Source organism: Methyloceanibacter sp. wino2, assembly GCF_003071365.1.
Classification (GTDB): domain Bacteria; phylum Pseudomonadota; class Alphaproteobacteria; order Rhizobiales; family Methyloligellaceae; genus Methyloceanibacter.
Window position 1 is genome coordinate 2,675,517 of the sequence record NZ_CP028960.1, and the last position, 16,851, is coordinate 2,692,367.

15 protein-coding genes are annotated in these 16,851 nt (G+C 65.0%); 8 read left to right on the forward strand and 7 right to left on the reverse strand.

The window, feature by feature from the left end:
- Nucleotides 1-73: 73 nt before the first annotated feature.
- Nucleotides 74-730 carry a hypothetical protein gene (locus tag DCY11_RS12670; protein WP_159080003.1) on the reverse strand — a complete coding sequence of 219 codons (657 nt, stop codon included), beginning with the start codon at nucleotides 728-730 and terminating at the stop codon, nucleotides 74-76.
- 602 nt (nucleotides 731-1,332) lie between these two features.
- Here DCY11_RS12670 and DCY11_RS12675 point away from each other — a divergent pair.
- The 4 genes from DCY11_RS12675 (at nucleotide 1,333) to DCY11_RS12690 (ending at nucleotide 4,329) form a co-directional block, all read left to right on the forward strand.
- Nucleotides 1,333-2,535 (forward strand): pyridoxal phosphate-dependent aminotransferase, encoded by a 1,203-nt coding sequence (locus tag DCY11_RS12675; protein WP_108683183.1) that lies wholly within the window; start codon nucleotides 1,333-1,335, stop codon nucleotides 2,533-2,535.
- A 46-nt stretch (nucleotides 2,536-2,581) separates the two neighbouring features.
- Nucleotides 2,582-2,818, forward strand: a complete 237-nt coding sequence (locus DCY11_RS12680; protein WP_208430469.1) for a molybdopterin-binding protein — start codon at nucleotides 2,582-2,584, stop codon at nucleotides 2,816-2,818.
- 104 nt (nucleotides 2,819-2,922) lie between these two features.
- Nucleotides 2,923-3,861, forward strand: a complete 939-nt coding sequence (locus DCY11_RS12685) for an alpha/beta fold hydrolase (RefSeq protein ID WP_108683185.1) — start codon at nucleotides 2,923-2,925, stop codon at nucleotides 3,859-3,861.
- Between the two features lie 48 nt (nucleotides 3,862-3,909).
- Nucleotides 3,910-4,329 carry a VOC family protein gene (locus DCY11_RS12690; protein ID WP_108683186.1) on the forward strand — a complete coding sequence of 140 codons (420 nt, stop codon included), beginning with the start codon at nucleotides 3,910-3,912 and terminating at the stop codon, nucleotides 4,327-4,329.
- A 4-nt stretch (nucleotides 4,330-4,333) separates the two neighbouring features.
- On the opposite strand, the gene DCY11_RS12695 is transcribed toward DCY11_RS12690, so the two are convergent.
- A complete protein-coding gene (locus DCY11_RS12695) occupies nucleotides 4,334-4,882 on the reverse strand; it encodes a hypothetical protein (RefSeq protein ID WP_108683187.1) in 549 nt (182 codons plus the stop codon).
- Nucleotides 4,883-5,085: 203 nt separating this feature from the next.
- Here DCY11_RS12695 and DCY11_RS12700 point away from each other — a divergent pair, with 203 nt between their 5' ends.
- From DCY11_RS12700 to DCY11_RS12710, 3 genes are all read left to right on the forward strand, one after another.
- Nucleotides 5,086-7,134 (forward strand): elongation factor G, encoded by a 2,049-nt coding sequence (locus tag DCY11_RS12700; RefSeq protein ID WP_108683188.1) that lies wholly within the window; start codon nucleotides 5,086-5,088, stop codon nucleotides 7,132-7,134.
- 163 nt (nucleotides 7,135-7,297) lie between these two features.
- Nucleotides 7,298-8,527, forward strand: coding sequence for an aminotransferase class V-fold PLP-dependent enzyme (locus DCY11_RS12705; protein WP_069443384.1), 1,230 nt, complete (start codon nucleotides 7,298-7,300; stop codon nucleotides 8,525-8,527).
- 42 nt (nucleotides 8,528-8,569) lie between these two features.
- Nucleotides 8,570-10,588 carry an alpha/beta fold hydrolase gene (locus DCY11_RS12710; RefSeq protein ID WP_108683189.1) on the forward strand — a complete coding sequence of 673 codons (2,019 nt, stop codon included), beginning with the start codon at nucleotides 8,570-8,572 and terminating at the stop codon, nucleotides 10,586-10,588.
- A 33-nt stretch (nucleotides 10,589-10,621) separates the two neighbouring features.
- On the opposite strand, the gene DCY11_RS12715 is transcribed toward DCY11_RS12710, so the two are convergent.
- From DCY11_RS12715 to DCY11_RS12725, 3 genes are all read right to left on the reverse strand, one after another.
- Nucleotides 10,622-11,161, reverse strand: coding sequence for a thermonuclease family protein (locus DCY11_RS12715; protein ID WP_245409369.1), 540 nt, complete (start codon nucleotides 11,159-11,161; stop codon nucleotides 10,622-10,624).
- A gap of 62 nt (nucleotides 11,162-11,223) precedes the next feature.
- Nucleotides 11,224-12,030, reverse strand: coding sequence for a lytic transglycosylase domain-containing protein (locus DCY11_RS12720; protein ID WP_108683190.1), 807 nt, complete (start codon nucleotides 12,028-12,030; stop codon nucleotides 11,224-11,226).
- Nucleotides 12,031-12,340: 310 nt separating this feature from the next.
- Nucleotides 12,341-12,724: a phasin family protein gene (locus tag DCY11_RS12725; protein ID WP_069443387.1), complete on the reverse strand. Its 384-nt coding sequence runs from the start codon at nucleotides 12,722-12,724 to the stop codon at nucleotides 12,341-12,343.
- A gap of 218 nt (nucleotides 12,725-12,942) precedes the next feature.
- Between DCY11_RS12725 and DCY11_RS12730 the strand changes: the two genes are divergently transcribed.
- Complete coding sequence (locus DCY11_RS12730) at nucleotides 12,943-14,700, forward strand: OPT family oligopeptide transporter (protein WP_108683192.1); 1,758 nt, start codon at nucleotides 12,943-12,945, stop codon at nucleotides 14,698-14,700.
- A 16-nt stretch (nucleotides 14,701-14,716) separates the two neighbouring features.
- Here the strand turns inward: DCY11_RS12730 and trxB are convergent, their stop codons facing one another.
- Both trxB and DCY11_RS12740 read right to left on the reverse strand, forming a co-directional pair.
- Nucleotides 14,717-15,679 (reverse strand): thioredoxin-disulfide reductase, encoded by a 963-nt coding sequence (gene trxB / locus DCY11_RS12735; RefSeq protein WP_108683193.1) that lies wholly within the window; start codon nucleotides 15,677-15,679, stop codon nucleotides 14,717-14,719.
- Between the two features lie 102 nt (nucleotides 15,680-15,781).
- The gene (locus DCY11_RS12740; protein ID WP_108683194.1) at nucleotides 15,782-16,747 is read right to left on the reverse strand and encodes a mitochondrial fission ELM1 family protein; all 966 of its coding nucleotides are present in this window, start codon (nucleotides 16,745-16,747) and stop codon (nucleotides 15,782-15,784) included.
- Nucleotides 16,748-16,851 lie beyond the last annotated feature (104 nt).

The window sequence follows — 16,851 nt, forward strand, 5'->3', positions numbered from 1 at the left end:
TGCCGGGCAGCACTGAGCGCGGCCGCAAGCGGGCCTGCGTCGTGCGGGCTTAAGCCTAATTGCCGTCAGAGATCTAGAGTTTGCGCTGGTGCTCGATCGCGTGCGCTTCGGGTGCGGCCTTTGGGGCCGCTTGCGTTGCGCGCATGATCAAATTGTCGAGCGGGCTGCAATCGAACAGTCCGGCTTCACCCTTGGCGCCTTCGGCTTGGCGCGAGTCGAGGTGCGGATCCACGACCGGGCGCCCCGTGACGCGATAGACGCACGTCGCGCCGTCGTCCGCGGTAAAGGTGATGCTGTCGCCGATGCCCACCGTGCCGGAGCCGACATCGCCGAGCGCCACGTCGCCTTGCGCGGAACGCGGGCTGGATTTCTGGCTGGCCAGGGACGGGGCGGCGTCGCGGCCGGGCTCGGCGGCGACTTCCGTCATGTCACGGAAGGAGGCGCTCAGTCCCAGCCGGCGCACCTTCGCCGACGGCAACGCCGACATGTGCTGCGAAACGTTCTGCCACGGCCACGCCTCGGCGGCCGATTGATCGGAGAGAGCCTTGGTCCACGCGCTCTGACGCAAGGACTGCGCGAGCCCGTCCTCGTTCATGGTGGGAAAGGCGTCGCGCATGTTGGACGCTGCGAACAACGCGACCAGCGCGGCGGAGGCGGCCAGGCATGCCTTTGCAGCGAGCCGCCGGCGCGGCGCCGGCATGGAAGACGGCTTCAAAGTCTGCTTTCGCATCAGACGCTCCTCCGGCTGCGCCGCGGCGCGGCCTTCGCGCGGGCGGGCTGCTGCCGCATCTGCAGCGCAACAAAGCCCAGCGTTCCGAGCAGAACAACACACACTGCCAAGGCTTCCAGCATTCCCAAAGGTCCCGTCACTTTCGTCGGTCCCAAACCGGGCCGATTCCCGTATGGCCGGAGACATTACCACAGAGTAGCGCCTCGGAAAGAGGGCTGATGGACGTGCCAGCGTCCAGACTCTGGCGCCCACAGCCCGGTACTCAAGTAGGGATTCGGGGCTGACCCCTTCTAAACCGTTATATTTCAATGGTTTGGTGCGCTGCAGATCGGCCTATTCGGTCTCACGCGAGCGGACTGGAGTCCCGCTTACCACACGGAAGCGTGAGCCCTGGCGGGGCGATTTGTGCCGTTTTGCGCGCGCCGCCGCGCGCGATGGCGCCCCATTTGGCCCCTCCGGGGCCGTTCCGTTCCCGGTTTCGTCTCCTCCGAAAATCTATGGTGCAATGCACTTGCGGCAGAACAGGCGCACGCATAGGGTTGCCGAGATTTTTCCGCAGTGACTGCGCTTTTGCAGCCCTCTGAAATCGTCAGGAGCACCTCATGGGACTGGTTTCCCGCACGCTTGAACGGGTCAAGCCCTCACCGACAATGGCCATCACGAACAAGGCTCGTGAGATGAAGGCCGCCGGTTTTGACGTTATCGGCCTTGGCGCCGGGGAGCCCGATTTCGATACGCCGGACAACATCAAGGCGGCCGCAATCGAGGCGATCAACAGGGGCGAGACGAAGTACACTGCCGTCGACGGCATCCCGGAGCTGAAGCAGGCGATCTGCGAGAAGTTCGCGCGGGAGAACGGCCTCGAGTACCAGCCCGCCGAAGTGACGGTCGGCAGCGGCGGCAAGCACGTCCTGTACAACGCGCTCCTGGCCACGCTCGATCCCGGCGACGAGGTCGTGATCCCGGCGCCGTATTGGGTGAGCTATCCCGACATCGTGCTTCTGGCCGGCGCCGAGCCTGTCATCGTTGAGACGAAGCTCGAGGACGGCTTCAAGCTGACGCCGGACGCCCTCGAAAAGGCGATCACGCCGAAGACCAAGTGGTTCATCTTCAATTCGCCGTCCAACCCGACCGGTTCGGCCTATACGCGCGACGAGATCAAGGCGCTGACCGACGTGCTGCTGCGCCACGAGCGGGTGTGGATCCTGTCCGACGACATCTATGAGCACCTCGTCTATGACGGCTTCGAATTTTCGACGCCGGCGCAGGTCGAGCCCAAGCTCAAGGATCGCACCTTGACGCTGAACGGCGTGTCCAAGGCCTATTCGATGACCGGCTGGCGCATCGGCTATGCGGGCGGCCCGGCCGCACTCATCAAGGCCATCGGCAAGCTGCAGTCGCAGTCCACGTCGAACCCGTGTTCGATCAGCCAGTGGGCGGCCGTCGAGGCTCTGCGCGGCTCTCAGGACTTCCTGGCCGATTGGGTCAAGGCGTTCCAGGAACGCCGCGACGTCGTCGTGTCCATGCTCAACGAGGCGGAAGGCATCACCTGCGCGACGCCCGAAGGCGCGTTCTATGTCTATCCGTCGTGTGCAGGCACGATCGGCAAGAAGACCCCGAAGGGCGATGTCATCGGGAACGACGGCGACTTCGCCGAGTTGCTCTTGCAGGAAGAAGGCGTTGCCGTCGTGCATGGCGAGGCCTTCGGGCTGTCGCCCTTCTTCCGTATTTCCTATGCGACCGGGATCGAGGCGCTGAAAGAGGCGTGCATGCGCATTCAGCGCTTCTGCGCTAGTCTCACGTGAGCGCGCGACACTGACAAAACAAAAAACGAATGAAGAGGCGGGGAAGATGTCAGACGAACCAAAGATGAAGCTCTCCAAGCTCAGCACCGCGAACCAGTTCGCGGGCAAGATCATGGAGATCCGCAAAGGGGCCGTGACGGCCATCGTTTACGTGCAGATTGCCGGCGATACGTTGGTGGAAGTCAGCGTGACGATCGCCTCGCTCGAGACGCTCAAGCTTTACGAGGGCAAGGCGGTCACGTTGATCGTCAACCCCGTCGACATCATGATCGGTTGCGAATAGCGCTGGACGTCCATCCGTGCCTTTGACGGCTGGCGCCGTCCGAAGCAGGGCACACGGCACAGCTATTGCATCGAGTCTCGAAGCAAGACCAACCCCGCAAGGCCATGGACAAGCTCGTCTTGGACGAACCCCATACAATTGTTGACCGCACCGCGTGCGTGCTGCGGCTGGAAAAGGGACGTCACATCGGGTTTGCGGAGTACGGGGCGCCCGAGGGGCTGCCGGTCGTTGTGCTGCACGGCACGCCGGGGTCGCGGATGCTGTTCGAAAGCACCGACTCCGTTGCGCGTAAAATGGGTTTCAGGATCGTTGCGCTCGACCGGGCAGGCTATGGCCTGTCGGATCCGCACCACCACGCGACCCTGAAGGATACGGCCTACGATATCCAAGCCTTGGTGAACGGTCTGGGCATCAACCGCTTCTTCCTGGTCGGTTTCTCCGGCGGCGGTCCCCATGCCTTGGCGGCGGCGCTTCTCATGCGAGACCGGATCCAGCAGGTTGCCCTGATTTCGCCAGTCGGGCTCGTTGCCGATGCCGAACGCGTTTCCATGACCAGCCTGCAGCACTTCATCTTCTCCTATCTGGGGCATTCCGAGACTGCGGCGCGCGTCTATTTCGAGGGTGTGCGTTCGATGGTCACGTGGTTCCCGCACAGCGCCGAATATCTGGTGACCCAGTACGCGACCGAGACGGACCGCGCCATTTTGGATCAGTACGGTCTCCGCCACTCCTTGGGCACCAGCATGCGCGAAGGTCTGAGCCATTCGGTCGAGGGCGCCGTCCAGGATTTGCGCCTCTACTGCCATCCTTGGGGCTTGAACCTGCACAAGTTGGAGACGCCGGTTACGATCTGGCAGGGTAGTGAAGACACGATTGTGCCGCCCGAGGCGGCGTATCGTCTTGCGGAGGTGCTGCCGAATTGCCGGCTCGAAGTCATCGAGGGCATGGGGCACTACTGGCTCTTCGGGTCGTTCGAGCGCATCCTGGACAGGATCCGGACAAAACCGCCGCGCCGCAGCCGCGCAGCGCCACCCGCGCCGTAGCGCCGGGACTTACGTCTCCCCTCCCGTCTGTGGTCCAATACGGTCGTGATGACCGTGGCCTTCACCCATTGCGCCCTTCAGGCGGCGGACCTCGACAAGTCCATCGACTTCTATGCGCGCTATTGCGGCATGGAGATCGTCAAGGAGCACGGTGAGGACGACAAGCGTGTGGTCTGGCTGGCGAGCCCCGGCGCGGGCGACCGGTTCGTTCTCGTTCTTCTCGGCGGCGGCGCCTTGCGGGAACAAGAAGAAAGCGACATGACCCATTACGGGTTCGGGGTTGCGACGCGCGAAGAGGTGGACCGGATTGCGGCCCTTGCCCGGGACGATGGTTGCCTTCACTGGGAGCCGCACGAATACGCGCCGCCCACCGGCTATCTTTGCGGGGTCAAGGACCCCACCGGTTACATCGTCGAGTTCTCGTACGGGCAGCCGCTCGGGCCGCATGCAGTCTCGGAGCAGGGGTGAGCCGTCAGTTCTGGCTGTAGATGCGGCAGCAGCAGTCCTTCAGCCCGTCGGCGCGGAAATCGCACACGAGCTTCTCCTGCGCGCTGCGGCAGGACTGCGGCGGGGCGTTCGCGGCCAGTCCGCGGCTGCAGGTTTGCTTGTAGGGGATGCAATGGCCGCCGAGCATTTCGGAGTTCGGAGGGCAGCCGCCTGCCGCCGCGCTGCCCGCACCGCCGGATGGCGCGGCTGCCGGGGCCTCGTTTTTGTTGCCGCCCCAGAGCGATCCGCCGCCCAACAGGCCGCCACCGCCCCACAGGCCGCCGGACGATCCGCTGCTCGGCGCGCTCGGTTTGCCGCTGTCCGGAATGTCCGGCATCTTCCCGCGCCGGATGGCGCCGCCTTCGCTGCGGCAGCGATATCCTGTGCCGTCGTCGCCGCACACGATCTTCGCCCGTTGGACAAGGGTTTTGCCCGGCTGGGACGGCGCGGAGAAGGCCGCGGCCCGGTCCTGGCCGGTGAAGAGCGGCGACAACCAGAGAACAATCAACAGCACGAAGGCGGTGACAAGACGCATGAGGAACTCCCGGCAGCTTTCGGCGACACCATACTGTCTCAGCGAGTGGATCAGAAGAGGCGAGGGGTCATTTGGGGGAGTTGAAGACGGGGCCCTTGCCAGACCGGATTTCCCTTGTCACGATGGCGTCGTGAAGGCTCGCGGAAGGACGAAGGGCCGGAAAAAATCGGCCCACCTTGCGCGTTTTGCCAAGGGAGGAAGATATGGGCCAAGCGCAGGGCCAACCAGCCCGCAGCGCTCGCTGCATCGCACTGGTTGGCCCCTATCTCAGCGGAAAAACAACACTTCTTGAAGCCATTCTGGCGCGGACCGACGCCATCAAGAGGCAAGGTTCGGCGGCGGCCGGCAACACGGTCGGAGACGCCTCGGAAGAGGCCCGCCATCACGGCATGAGCGTGGAGCTCAACGCCGCCACAGTCGAATTTCTCGGCGACACATTCACATTTCTCGACTGCCCGGGCTCGATCGAGTTCCAGGCCGATGCCGCCAATGTGCTTAGCGCCTGCGATGCGGCGGTCGTGGTGTGCGAGCCGGACGAGAAGAAGGTACCGGCCCTGCAGCTGATCCTGAAGCAGCTCGAGGACCGGGGCATCCCCCACTTCCTGTTCCTGAACAAGATCGACAAGGCCGAGACGCGCGTGCGCGACATCGTGCCGATGCTGCAGCCCGCGTCGACCGCGCCGCTGGTGCTGCGCCAGGTGCCGATCTGGGAGAGCGGCATCGTCACGGGCTTCATCGATCTCGCCCTGGAGCGCGCTCACGTCTATCGGGAGCACGCACCGTCCAAGGTGGTCGACATCCCTGACGCGCTCACCGACCGGGAGCAGGAGGCGCGCTTCTCGATGCTGGAGCAGCTTGCCGATTACGACGACGAGCTGATGGAGCAGCTTCTCGAGGATGTGCCGCCGCCGCGCGACAAGGTCTTCGACGACTTGGCGGAAGACCTGCGCGAAGGCGTGATCTGTCCCGTGCTGTTGGGGTCGGCGGAGAACGGCAACGGGATTGCCCGGCTCCTCAAGGCGCTTCGCCACGAGGTGCCGTTCGTCGACGTCGCGGCGGCCCGGCTCGGCGTCGCGGATGCGGCGTCCTGCGCATTCGTGATGAAGACGATCCATACGGCTCATGCGGGCAAGCTGTCGCTCGCGCGGATTCTCGCCGGCACCTTCGCCGACGGGGACGCGGTCTTCGGCGGCGCGGCCGAGGAGCGTATCGCCGGGACCTTCGATGTTCTGGGTCAGGAGCCGGTCAAGCGCGGGCCGGGTAAGCCGGGTGACACAGTCGCCTTCGGGCGGCTCGAAAGCGTGCAGACCGGCGACACCTTGTCGACCGACAAGGCCGCAGTCCCGTCGATCGACCGGGCGGTCATGCCCGAGCCCGTTTTCGGCTTGGCACTCGTGGCCAAGGAGAAGAAGGACGAGGTGAAGTTGACCACGGGCCTCGCCAAGATCGTCGAGGAGGATCCGTCGATCTCCGTCGCCCACGATCAGGACATGGGTCAGATGATCTTGTGGGGGCAGGGGGAGATGCATTTGCGCGTCGCCCTGGAACGCCTGATCCGCAAATACGGGGCGGCGGCCTCGACCTATCCGCGGGAGGTTCCCTACAAGGAGTCGATCCGGAAGCCGGCGCAGGTGCGCGGGCGCCACAAGAAGCAGTCGGGCGGCCACGGCCAGTTCGGCGACGTGGTGCTCGACATCAAGCCGCAACCGCGCGGGAGCGGTTTCACCTTCGCCGAGACCATCACCGGCGGCGTGGTACCGAAGAACTACATCCCGTCCGTCGAACACGGTGTGCGCGACTATCTGCACACGGGGCCGCTGGGGTTCCAGGTGGTTGACGTGGCGGTGTGCCTGGTGGACGGCTCCTACCACTCGGTCGACAGCTCCGACATGGCGTTCCGCCAGGCCGGCCGGCTGGCGATGGCCGAGGGGATGCCGCAGTGCCAGCCGGTGCTGCTGGAGCCGATCATGGCCGTGGAGATCGCGGTTCCATCGGAGGCGACCCCAAGGGTCAATTCCATCGTCTCCTCGCACCGCGGCCAGATTCTCGGCTTCGACGCCCGTCCGGGCTGGCCGGGCTGGGATGTGGTCCAGGCCCATATCCCCGAAGCCGAAATCCAGACCCTGATCGTGGAATTGCGGTCGGCGACGGCGGGCGTGGGGACGTTCCAGGCCCGGCACGATCATTTGGCCGAATTGGTGGGCAAAGCCGCCGATCAGGTCCTCTCCCACCGGCGCGATCAGGCCGCCTGATCGCGCTGAATCAAGGGCGGGCGGGGTGATTCGTTCTGGGTCGTCTGGTAGGGTTGGAGCTACCAAATTTTGGCCCCGGGCCTTGCCCCGCGTCTCCCATACCGGTAGACGATGGTGCCTTATACTTTCGTCTGATGTCAGTTAGCTTCCAGAGGGTAATCCCATGACTGTATTTCCAGCTCTCGTAATCCCGGAGACACTTGCCGCAGGCCCCGGGCCCGGCAACACGGATCCCCGCGTGCTCGAGGCTTTCGCCAAGACCGGCGTCGCCGACCACATGCAAGCCGACGTGCTGCGCGGCATGAAGGAGGCGAAGCTGATGCTCCGCGAATTGTGGGGCACCAAGAATGTCTACACCTTTGGCGTTGCGGGCACGGGCTGGGACGGTCTGGATTGCGTACACAGCCTGATCCTTCCGGGTGACGAGGTCGTGGCGTTCGTCAACGGTACGTTCTCCAGCATCGACGGCCTGACCATTCGCATGAAGGCCGCCACCCAGGAGGAACTCGCCGAGAATTCGCTCGACCCGAAGCCGGCCAGCGTGAAGATCATCGATACGCCGCACGGCCAGTCGATCTCCGCCGAAACCATCGACAAGGCGCTCGCCGAGCACAAGCCCATGTGGGCCTTCATGGCGCATTGGGAGACGGGCTCGGGCCGCGTCAACGACCTCAAGGGCTTCTCCGACGCCTGCGTGAAGCACGGTGTCATGGGTATCGTCGATGCCGTGTCGAGCCTTGGTGTCGGCGATTTCAATATCGACGACTATCCGGGCGTGGTGGCCTGGGCGTCTTGTCCGCAGAAGGGCGTGCTGTCCCTGCCGTTGACTTACGCGCCGGTCAGCTTCACCGACAAGGCGATCGAGATGGTCAAGAAGCGGGGCTGCCGCACTTTCGTCCATCATCCGATTCTGGACGCGCGTCACTGGGGCATCATCGACGGCAAGGACGTCGACACCCCCGTCTACCACCAGACCCATTCGGGTTATGCGGTTGCCGCGTTCCATGAAGCGCTCCGCATCATCCTGGGCTACGGCCGCGCCCGTAAGGCGTCGGACTACAAGTATCACGAGGCTGCGCTGCGCCAGGCCGTCGAGGCCATGGGCTGCGAGGTCACGTCGAACATGCCGAGCCTCGTGGTGCTGAACCTGCCGGGCAAGCTGGCCGGTCGCGAGAAGGAGCTGGTCCAGGGCGCACGTGCGCAGGGCTTCGGCATCTGGCCGACCCTGTCCGAGCCGGTTCAGGTCCGTATCGGTATCCTCAACCAGCTTTCGCCGGAGCAGATCACCGAGATCGTCAGCCGTTTCGCCGACTCCATGCTCGCCATGGGCGCCGAGTTCGACAAGGCGACCGTGTTGAACCAGCTGAAGTCCTACTACGCCAAAGCCGCGTAAGACGATCAGCCCGGCGATCCTCTTCCCGGTTGGGAGAGTTGAATGGCTTTGCTAAGCCGCCGGATTGCTAGAACACTGCGATCAGCGCCCGTGCCCCTGGCCGTGGCGCTGATCGCGCTTTCCTTCCTCTTCGCTTCAGGCACCTCCGCGCAAGCGGGCGAGCCTGAGGACTTTTCCGGGATCAGCCGCGAAATTCCTGCGCTCGCCGACCGTGCCAAGATGGATGAGGCCGAGGCGCTGGCTGAGCGCTATGTGGTGGACGCGGGCGCTGAGACCGGCAAGGACAGTCCCGAATACGCCACGGCGCTCACCTGGCTCGGCTGGGTCTATAAACAGCAACAGCGCTACGCCGACGCCGAGCCCCTGCTCAAGCAGGCGCTTGCGATCCGCGAGAAAGCCTATGGGCCTAACCATCCCCTCGTCGCGACCAGCCTGAACAATCTCGTAGGGCTCTACGAGCAGCAGGACCGTTTCGCGGACGCCGAGCCGCTCCTGCTGCGGGTGGAGGCCATCCGCGCCAAGGCGGTCGGGCGCGGCATGCTTGAGGCGCTGCCGCTCGAAATTCAGGAGCTTCAAGCGAAGGGCAAGGATGCGGAAGCTGCCCGTCTGGCCGACCATTACGTCGCGCTGGCCAAGGAGCGCTACGGCGCCGATCAGCCGGGCGTGGTGCCGGCGCTGGTCGAAGCTGCGTTCGTGTTCCAGCAGCAGGGCAAGCTCGGCAAGGCGGAGGCCCTGCTGAAAAAGGCTCTCGCGATCCGCGTCGCCGCGTTCGGCCCGCGCAGCGTCGAGGTGGCCGACAGCGCCGAGCAGCTTGCCTACCTCTATCAGAGCGCCAAGCGCTACAAGGATGCCGTGCGTGCCATGAAGCGCGCGCTGTCCATCCGGCAAGCCGCGTACGGCGCCCGCAACGAAAAGTCCATCGCGACCATGGAGGCGCTGGCCGGTGTCTACATGGCCGCGGGCCGCACCAAGGAGGGGGAGAAGACGTTCGCCGCCGCGCGCAAGCTCGAAGGCAAGAAGAAGCGGCGCTACGCCTATATGCGCCAGGAGACCTCCTACGCGGTGGTGAAGGTCTTCTATGCCACCGACCGCAAGAACACCGGCAAAACCGATCCGGCCTCCGTCTATGGCGGCGACAGGGGCCCGCTGACATTCGGCGTCGCGGCGGTCAGCATTCCGCGCAGTCATCAGGTCGGCGTGGTCGAAACGCCGTCGATCTGGCGGCTGGAATGGTGCAACGATCCGGACCAGTTCGTGGTGCTGCTTTCGGTGGACGAGGTCGACAAGACCAAATTCTTCGAAGACGTCGCGGCCCGCGTGAAGAGTTCGGACCGAAAGTCAGCCTTCGTCTTCGTGCACGGCTATAACGTGGCCTTTGTCGATGCCGCGCGGCGGACAGCGCAGATCACCTACGACCTCGGCTTCGGCGGGGCGCCGGTGCTCTACAGCTGGCCGTCACAAGCGAGCTACGCCTCGTACAAGGTGGACGAGACCAACGCCGAGTGGGCGCGGCTCGACTTCAAGAACTTCCTGAAGGACTTCGTCGCGCAGTCCGGAGCGGAGCACATCTATCTCATCGCCCACAGCATGGGGACGCGCGTCCTGACCGGCGCGTTGAAGGAACTCGTGCTGGAAGACCCGAGCATCCGCGAGAAGTTCGACGAGATCATTCTTGCGGCGCCCGACATCGACGCCGACACGTTCAAGCGCGATATCGCGCCGAAGATCCTGGCAGGCGAGGGCGGGACGACGCTCTATGCCTCCTCGGGCGACTACGCGCTGCTGGCGTCGAAGACCTTTGCCGGCTACCCGCGCGCGGGCGATACGGCCGACGGCGTGATCATCGCGCCGGGCGTCGACACGATCGATGCGAGCGCCATCCGCACCGACTTCGTCGGCCACGGCTATTACGGGGACTCCGACACGGTGCTCGGCGATCTGCGTGATCTCATTCTCGAAGGCAAACGCCCGGACAAGCGTTCGCGTCTCGCGCCGGTGAAAACCGATGGCGGGCGCTACTGGACCTTCACGGAAAAGCCAAAGCCGGCCGCCACGCCATAGGTGGCCACGCCCGGTCCGCGTCAGAGACAGGTGTCAGTTCGTGCGCGGGTTTTGCTCGCGCCATTCGCCGGGGCGCTGGAAGGTGCCGGCCCAGATGCCCTTGCCGGCCGCGCGGGCCTCGCTTTCCGCACCGGCATAGGCGAAGCCCGTTTGCCGGCCGAGATCGATGGCAAGTCCTTCGCGCACCATGGCCTCGCCCACATCCGGTACACCCTTGGCGCTGCATTGGGCGATGTTGCGGCCGTATTTGTCCGTGGACTTCTCGATGCAGGAGACCTCGCCGCCCTTGATGAGCTTGGCGAGTTCGGTCTTCGCGGCGCGGCCGCACGCCCATTCCTTGCCCTTGGCATCGGTGCAGGTCTGGTGGAGCTCCGGCGCGTCGATGGCGAAGATCCGATACTCCTCACCATTGCTGGCGCGCAACGAGTCCCCGTCGACGGCGACGAGCTTCGCGCCCGGACCGATCATCTCGGACTCCATCCCGCAATAGCGGTTGAGCAGCAAGACCAGCCCCAGCACGAGCAGCAGGGCGATTGCGCGCCCCAGCTGATTGATGAGCGTCCGCCGCGTCATCTGCGTCGGCCGACGGCGGGTCGACGAACTACTCCGGGTCTTGGAAGTCGTCTTCCGGGCCATCAGCCGCCGTCGATCTGGGCGCCGACGATCGCGATCGTCTGTTGGTAGACGCCAGCGGCATTCCAGCCCTGGATCGCCCGATAGTTCGGCTGACCGGGCTGATAGCCGGCGCCGGGCCGCCAGCCGTGACCGCGCAGGAAGTTGGCGGTGGAGGCCAGCGCGTCGGCCTTGTTGTTGAGATCGACGCGGCCGTCACCACTGCCGTCGACCCCATAGAGTAGGACGTTGCGCGGCAGAAACTGCGTGTGGCCCACTTCGCCATGCATGGCGCCGACCTGGCTCGGGCTCAAGGCGCCCCGGTCGACGAGCTGCAGGGCGGCGTAAAGATGCGGGCGGAAGAAATCGGGACGCCGGCAGTCATAGGCGAGGGTGGCGACCGCCGAGATCGTGTTCTGGCGGCCCATGTAGCGTCCAAAGCCCGTCTCCATGCCCCAGATCGCGATCAACGGTCCGGGCGGTACGCCGTACCGGCGCTCGATTGCATTGAAGAGGGCCGCGTTCGAGGCCTTGTAGCGCTTGCCTTGCGAAGCGATGGCGGAGGCGCCGCGCTTCTTCATGAACTGGTCCAGGGACAGCTTGAAGCTGTGCTGGCCGCGATCGGCCTTGATGGTGCCGTAGGCGTAACGGGTGCCCATGAGCGCATTGATGCCGCGCTGGCCAATGCCGTTGGCCTTGGCTTCCTGTGCGAAGGATCGTTTCCACGCTTCGAAACCGTTGGCGTTGTTGCCGCAGCGCGCGGCGAGCGCCGGGGCGGTGGCCAGAATAAGAAGGGCGCTCGCGAGCGCGATCAGTCGGGTGTACGCCATCAGGGCCTTCCATCGTTCAGGAGGCACCGGGCGAGAGCCGTCCCGAGCCACCGTCCTTGAGTGTCCTCCGCCTGAGCGTTCTCGATTCGCCCAAGCCTATCAAGCAAAGCTCCGTTCCCCGCGGCAGCCGTTGTAGCGTGCGGATTCGCCGCTTGGCAATCGGCGCCTGATGTCTCCAGCGCGTTATTTTGCGCGCACGACAGCGCGTGCATGGCCGATGCGCCATGCACGTAGGAGACCCTTGGATTGGGGGTGACCATCCGCGCCGTGGCATGGCGCACGAGGGGGCCATGTGCGCGTTCGGTGTCGCTTAGCGCTTCGGGCGTCCCGTCTGCATGTTCTGCAGGGCGTCCGCCATCAGCCACGACAATTGCTGCGCCTGGATGCCGAAGGTCTGCATCTGCGTTTGCACGTAGCGGCTCTGCAGCGTCATGACCTCCTGCAGATCGTGGGCCTTGGCCATGTCGCTCGCCAGCGCAAACGAGCGCTCGGCGTTTTCCTTGGCGAAGCCAATCGCGCGATCCTGAATCGTCTTGAAGTTCTTCGCCTCTGGCACGCCGGACGCGGACCAAGCGTTCATCGCTTGGCTCATGAACTCCATGAACTGGCCATAAGCCACGCGCGCTTGCTCCACGTTCTTCTCAGCCAAGTCACGCATGTCTGTCGGAAATTCGAACATTTGTTTCTTATTCATGGGTTCCCTTTCAGCCCGGCTCTCTTCTTCAAAGGGCCCTGAGCCCAACGCGATACAGGACATAGATTACAGCATATTCGGCCACGAAAGCTATGTCAGGGGCCTTAAGGAACGCTTGCCGGGCGGCCCCTCCAAAGGCCCGTAAACCGCGCTTTTGGGGCCCTCCGGGCCGGTTCTCGCTTGGTATGGTGAACTGATCGTGGCAGTTAGCTGAAGTAATGGCGGGGATTCACGACAGCTTGACGGCGGGTGCGGCGCCCAAGGCGGATGCCGCTTCCTCCCAGAGGGAGCCTGCACCCAGAGAGCTAACGCCAAGGGCGCTGGCCACAGGCCTGATCCTCGGCGCGCTCCTGGCTCCCTGCAATGTCTATTCAGGGCTGAAGATCGGCTGGTCGTTCAACATGTCGATCACGGCCTTGCTGCTGGCCTTCGCGTTTTGGGCGCCCGTGACGCGGCTTCTCCGGCGGCCGTCCTGGGGCATGCTCGAAAGCAACATCAACCAGACCACCGCCTCGGCCGCCGCGGCCATCACGTCGAGCGGCCTTGTCGCGCCGATCCCGGCACTGGCGGCGATGACGGGCGAGAACCTGCCCTGGCTACCTTTGATCGTCTGGGTGTTCTCGGTGAGCTTCCTCGGCGTGTGGATCGGCTGGTTTCTGCGACCGCGCATGATCGAGCAGTCCGATCTCGTGTTTCCCGCCGGCATGGCGGCGGCGCAGACCATGCGCGATATGTTCGCCCATGCGGACGAGGCGATGTCGCGGGTCAAGGTCCTGATGTCGTCTCTGGTGGGCGCGATCCTGTTCAACGTGCTCGATAAGCTGGTCTGGCAAATCCCGAGGATGGGTCCCACCCTGACCGCTTCGAAGCTGACCTTCGTATTCGACCCGTCGCTGCTGCTGCTGGGCTTCGGCGGCATCATCGGCTTGCGGGCGGGACTCGGCTTGCTGATCGGCGCGCTGCTCGCGTGGGGGCTGATCGGGCCCGTGTTGATCGATCACGGCATCGTTCAGGTCTCGGAAAGCCAGGTAAGCTGGTTCGAGCCGCTGGTCGGCTGGCTACTCTGGCCGGGTGTCGCCGTGATGGTCGCGGCCAGTCTCACAAGTTTCGCCGCTTCGCTGTTCGCGTTCTCGAAGCACCATCCGCACGGTCAGGCGCGCGCACGCGCATCCGGGAACGGCTGGTTTCAGGTCGCCGGGTTTGCCGTCGCGGCCGCGCTCGCCATCGTGCTCCAGGTGATCCTGTTCGAGGTGCATTGGACCATGGCGCTTGCGTCCATCCCCGTGGCCTTCGTGTTGGCCACGGTGGCGGCGCGCGTGGTGGGGGAGACGTCGGTCGCGCCGATCGGGGCGATCGGCAAGGTCTCGCAGCTGACCTTTGGGGCTATGGCGCCGGGCCAGCCCGTCACCAATCTCATGACCGCCAATGTGGCGGGCGGGTCGGCGGGGCAGTCGGCCGACCTTCTCAACGATTTTCGCGCGGGTCACGAGGTCGGCGCGCATCCGGCGCGCCAGGTCGTGGCCCAGTGCGCGGGCGTTGTGGTCGGCAGCATCGTCAGTAGCCTCGTCTACCTCATGCTGATCCCGGACCCGACCACGCAACTGTTCACGCCGGAATGGCCCGCGCCCGCCGTCGCCGTTTGGAAGGCCGTGGCGGAGGCCCTCAGCGACGGACTTGGCGGGATCGCCCCGTCCGCGCTTTGGGCCATGGCCGTCGGCGGGGTGCTCGGCGTGGTGCTGGCGCTGCTCGAGCGCCGGCTGGATCCCAAACGTCTGATCTTCGTGCCGAGCGGGGCGGCGCTGGGCCTCGCCTTCGTGATCCCGGCGAGCACATCGCTGATGCTGTTCGCGGGCGCAGGGCTGGCCGCCCTCGCGCATAAATTCGCACCCCACTGGGCCGCGCGTTTCCTCTTGAGCGTGGCCGCAGGATTGGTGGCGGGCGAGAGCCTGTTCGGCGTCGCTTCGGTGTGGTTCTGAGAACGCTTGAGAGCCGTTACTCGGCGGCTTCGGCGTGGGCCTCGACGCTCGCGAGGTACCGCTCCACGTCGAGCGCGGCCATGCATCCCATCCCGGCAGCCGTCACCGCCTGGCGGTACACGTCGTCCGTGACGTCACCGGCCGCGAACACGCCCTCGACGCTGGTCGCCGTGGACCCGGGCGCGGTCTGGATATAGCCGCCGGTCTTCAGCTCCAACTGGCCTTTGAACAACTCGGTCTGGGGCGAGTGTCCGATGGCGATGAAGATGCCGTCGATGTCCATCGTCGTCTCATCGCCGGTCTTGACGTTGGCGAGCTTAGCGTGCGTCACACCAAGAGGATCGTCGGCGCCGATGACCTCGACCAGATTGTGGTCCCAAAGCACGTCGATCTTCGGGTTCTTGAACAGGCGCTCCTGCAGGATCTTCTCGGCCCGCAGCTCATCGCGGCGATGCACGAGCGTCACCTTGTCTGCGAGGTTGGCGAGATAGAGCGCTTCCTCGACGGCCGTATTGCCGCCGCCGACCACGATGACGTTCTTGCCCCGATAGAAGAAGCCGTCGCAGGTGGCGCAGGCCGAAACGCCGAAGCCCTGGAACTTGTCCTCGGAGGGAAGGCCGAGCCACCGGGCTTTCGCGCCCGTGGCAATGATGAGCGCGTCGGCCAGGTACTCCTCGCCGCTGTCGCCCTTCAGCCGAAAGGGGCGCTGTGACAGATCCGCCTCGACCACCATGTCGGAAATGATCTCCGTGCCTACATGCTCGGCTTGCGCCCGCATCTGCTCCATGAGCCAGGGTCCCTGGATCACATCGGCGAAGCCCGGGTAGTTCTCCACATCGGTGGTGATGGTCATCTGCCCGCCGGGCTGGATGCCTTCGATCAGCAGCGGCTTCAGCATGGCGCGGGCCGCATAAATGGCCGCGGTGTAGCCGGCCGGACCGGCGCCGATGATGATCAGCTTCTCGTGGCGGGATCCCATGGGCTTTGCCTTTCGGATGTGCTGTGGCTCTGCTTGTCGCGTTGGAGGGGAGAGGTAAGCAGTTGCGCGCCCGGGCGCAACCCGTGCCGTGTCACAACGTCTTTATCCTCTGGAATCAAGACCGAGCACCGCGCGGATCGGGGCGGCGACGGCCTCGGTGTCGTTGACCGGTGCATAGTCGAACGGGTCGACGTGGCCTTCGAAGGGGCGGGTGGCGCCGCGTTCGCGCATCAACACATGGAATCGGGACAGCCGCGCGGAGCGTCCGGACATAGGCTGAATGTAGACGGGCTTGCCCGTACCCGTGGCCTCCGTGACCATGTTGACCGAGTCCTCGGTGACGACGATCGCATCCGCCAGCGACAGAAATGCGAGATAGGGATTCTCGCCGGTCCCGTCCCAGACCACGTGCGGCACGTCCTTGACCGCGTCGGCGACGGCACGCAGTGTGTCGGGGCGCGTGCGGCGCGAGGGCGTGATCAGAAGGCATCCGCCGGTTTCCCGGGCGGCCGCTGCCAAAACCTCCCCAAATCGTGCGCCTGCCTCGGGCGGGAAGCTGAAGGCGCGGCTCTCGCCGCCCAGAAGCACGGTGATGCGGGGGTGGGGCAGGTCGGCGATGCGCGGTGCGTAGCCCGCGCCGGCCTCGGCCAGCTTGTCCGCGGTCACCCTGTGGACGGCCCCAAAGGTGGTGATCACGTTGGGCCCCTCGAAATCGTCATGCACGGGCGCGGCGACGAGGTCGAAGAAGTGTGCCGGGACCTTGGGGTTCTGGATGTGGACGCCGTAGGCGCCGCCGAGCTGCTTGATGGCGAGGGCCAGCGGCACGCTGCGCCGCCCGATCGAAATGACCAGACGCGGCCAGGGCGGGGCAAGCGGGCTGTTCGACTGCGAGGCTGAAATCCGGCCCTTCGCGGGCACAAGGTGCTGGAAACGGGTCGGAATCAGCTGCATCGGCCCGGTGGGCTTCACGCGCTTCAGGACATAGGGCAGGCCTACCGCTTCAGCGACGGCAATGCCTTGTGCCTCCATGCCCACCGCGCCGTCCGTGACGATCCAGGTTTCCGGCATGGGTTTCCTTAAATCCTGCTCACGAGAATTTCCAGAATGGAAAATGCTCAAATTCTTTTCGATTCCATTGTGTGGGAGGCATAAAAGTATGCAAAACTTCCCAA

Bases quoted from the DNA above. Each gene is read 5' to 3' on its own strand.
- DCY11_RS12690 (WP_108683186.1), top strand. From the start codon at position 3,910: ATGACCGTGGCCTTCACCCATTGCGCCCTTCAGGCGGCGGACCTCGAC.
- DCY11_RS12670 (WP_159080003.1), bottom strand. From the start codon at position 730: ATGCGAAAGCAGACTTTGAAGCCGTCTTCCATGCCGGCGCCGCGCCGG.
- DCY11_RS12740 (WP_108683194.1), bottom strand. From the start codon at position 16,747: ATGCCGGAAACCTGGATCGTCACGGACGGCGCGGTGGGCATGGAGGCA.
- DCY11_RS12715 (WP_245409369.1), bottom strand. From the start codon at position 11,161: ATGACGCGGCGGACGCTCATCAATCAGCTGGGGCGCGCAATCGCCCTG.
- trxB (WP_108683193.1), bottom strand. From the start codon at position 15,679: ATGGGATCCCGCCACGAGAAGCTGATCATCATCGGCGCCGGTCCGGCC.
- DCY11_RS12680 (WP_208430469.1), top strand. From the start codon at position 2,582: ATGTCAGACGAACCAAAGATGAAGCTCTCCAAGCTCAGCACCGCGAAC.
- DCY11_RS12700 (WP_108683188.1), top strand. From the start codon at position 5,086: ATGGGCCAAGCGCAGGGCCAACCAGCCCGCAGCGCTCGCTGCATCGCA.
- DCY11_RS12720 (WP_108683190.1), bottom strand. From the start codon at position 12,030: ATGGCGTACACCCGACTGATCGCGCTCGCGAGCGCCCTTCTTATTCTG.
- DCY11_RS12705 (WP_069443384.1), top strand. From the start codon at position 7,298: ATGACTGTATTTCCAGCTCTCGTAATCCCGGAGACACTTGCCGCAGGC.
- DCY11_RS12710 (WP_108683189.1), top strand. From the start codon at position 8,570: ATGGCTTTGCTAAGCCGCCGGATTGCTAGAACACTGCGATCAGCGCCC.
- DCY11_RS12675 (WP_108683183.1), top strand. From the start codon at position 1,333: ATGGGACTGGTTTCCCGCACGCTTGAACGGGTCAAGCCCTCACCGACA.
- DCY11_RS12685 (WP_108683185.1), top strand. From the start codon at position 2,923: ATGGACAAGCTCGTCTTGGACGAACCCCATACAATTGTTGACCGCACC.
- DCY11_RS12695 (WP_108683187.1), bottom strand. From the start codon at position 4,882: ATGCGTCTTGTCACCGCCTTCGTGCTGTTGATTGTTCTCTGGTTGTCG.
- DCY11_RS12730 (WP_108683192.1), top strand. From the start codon at position 12,943: ATGGCGGGGATTCACGACAGCTTGACGGCGGGTGCGGCGCCCAAGGCG.
- DCY11_RS12725 (WP_069443387.1), bottom strand. From the start codon at position 12,724: ATGAATAAGAAACAAATGTTCGAATTTCCGACAGACATGCGTGACTTG.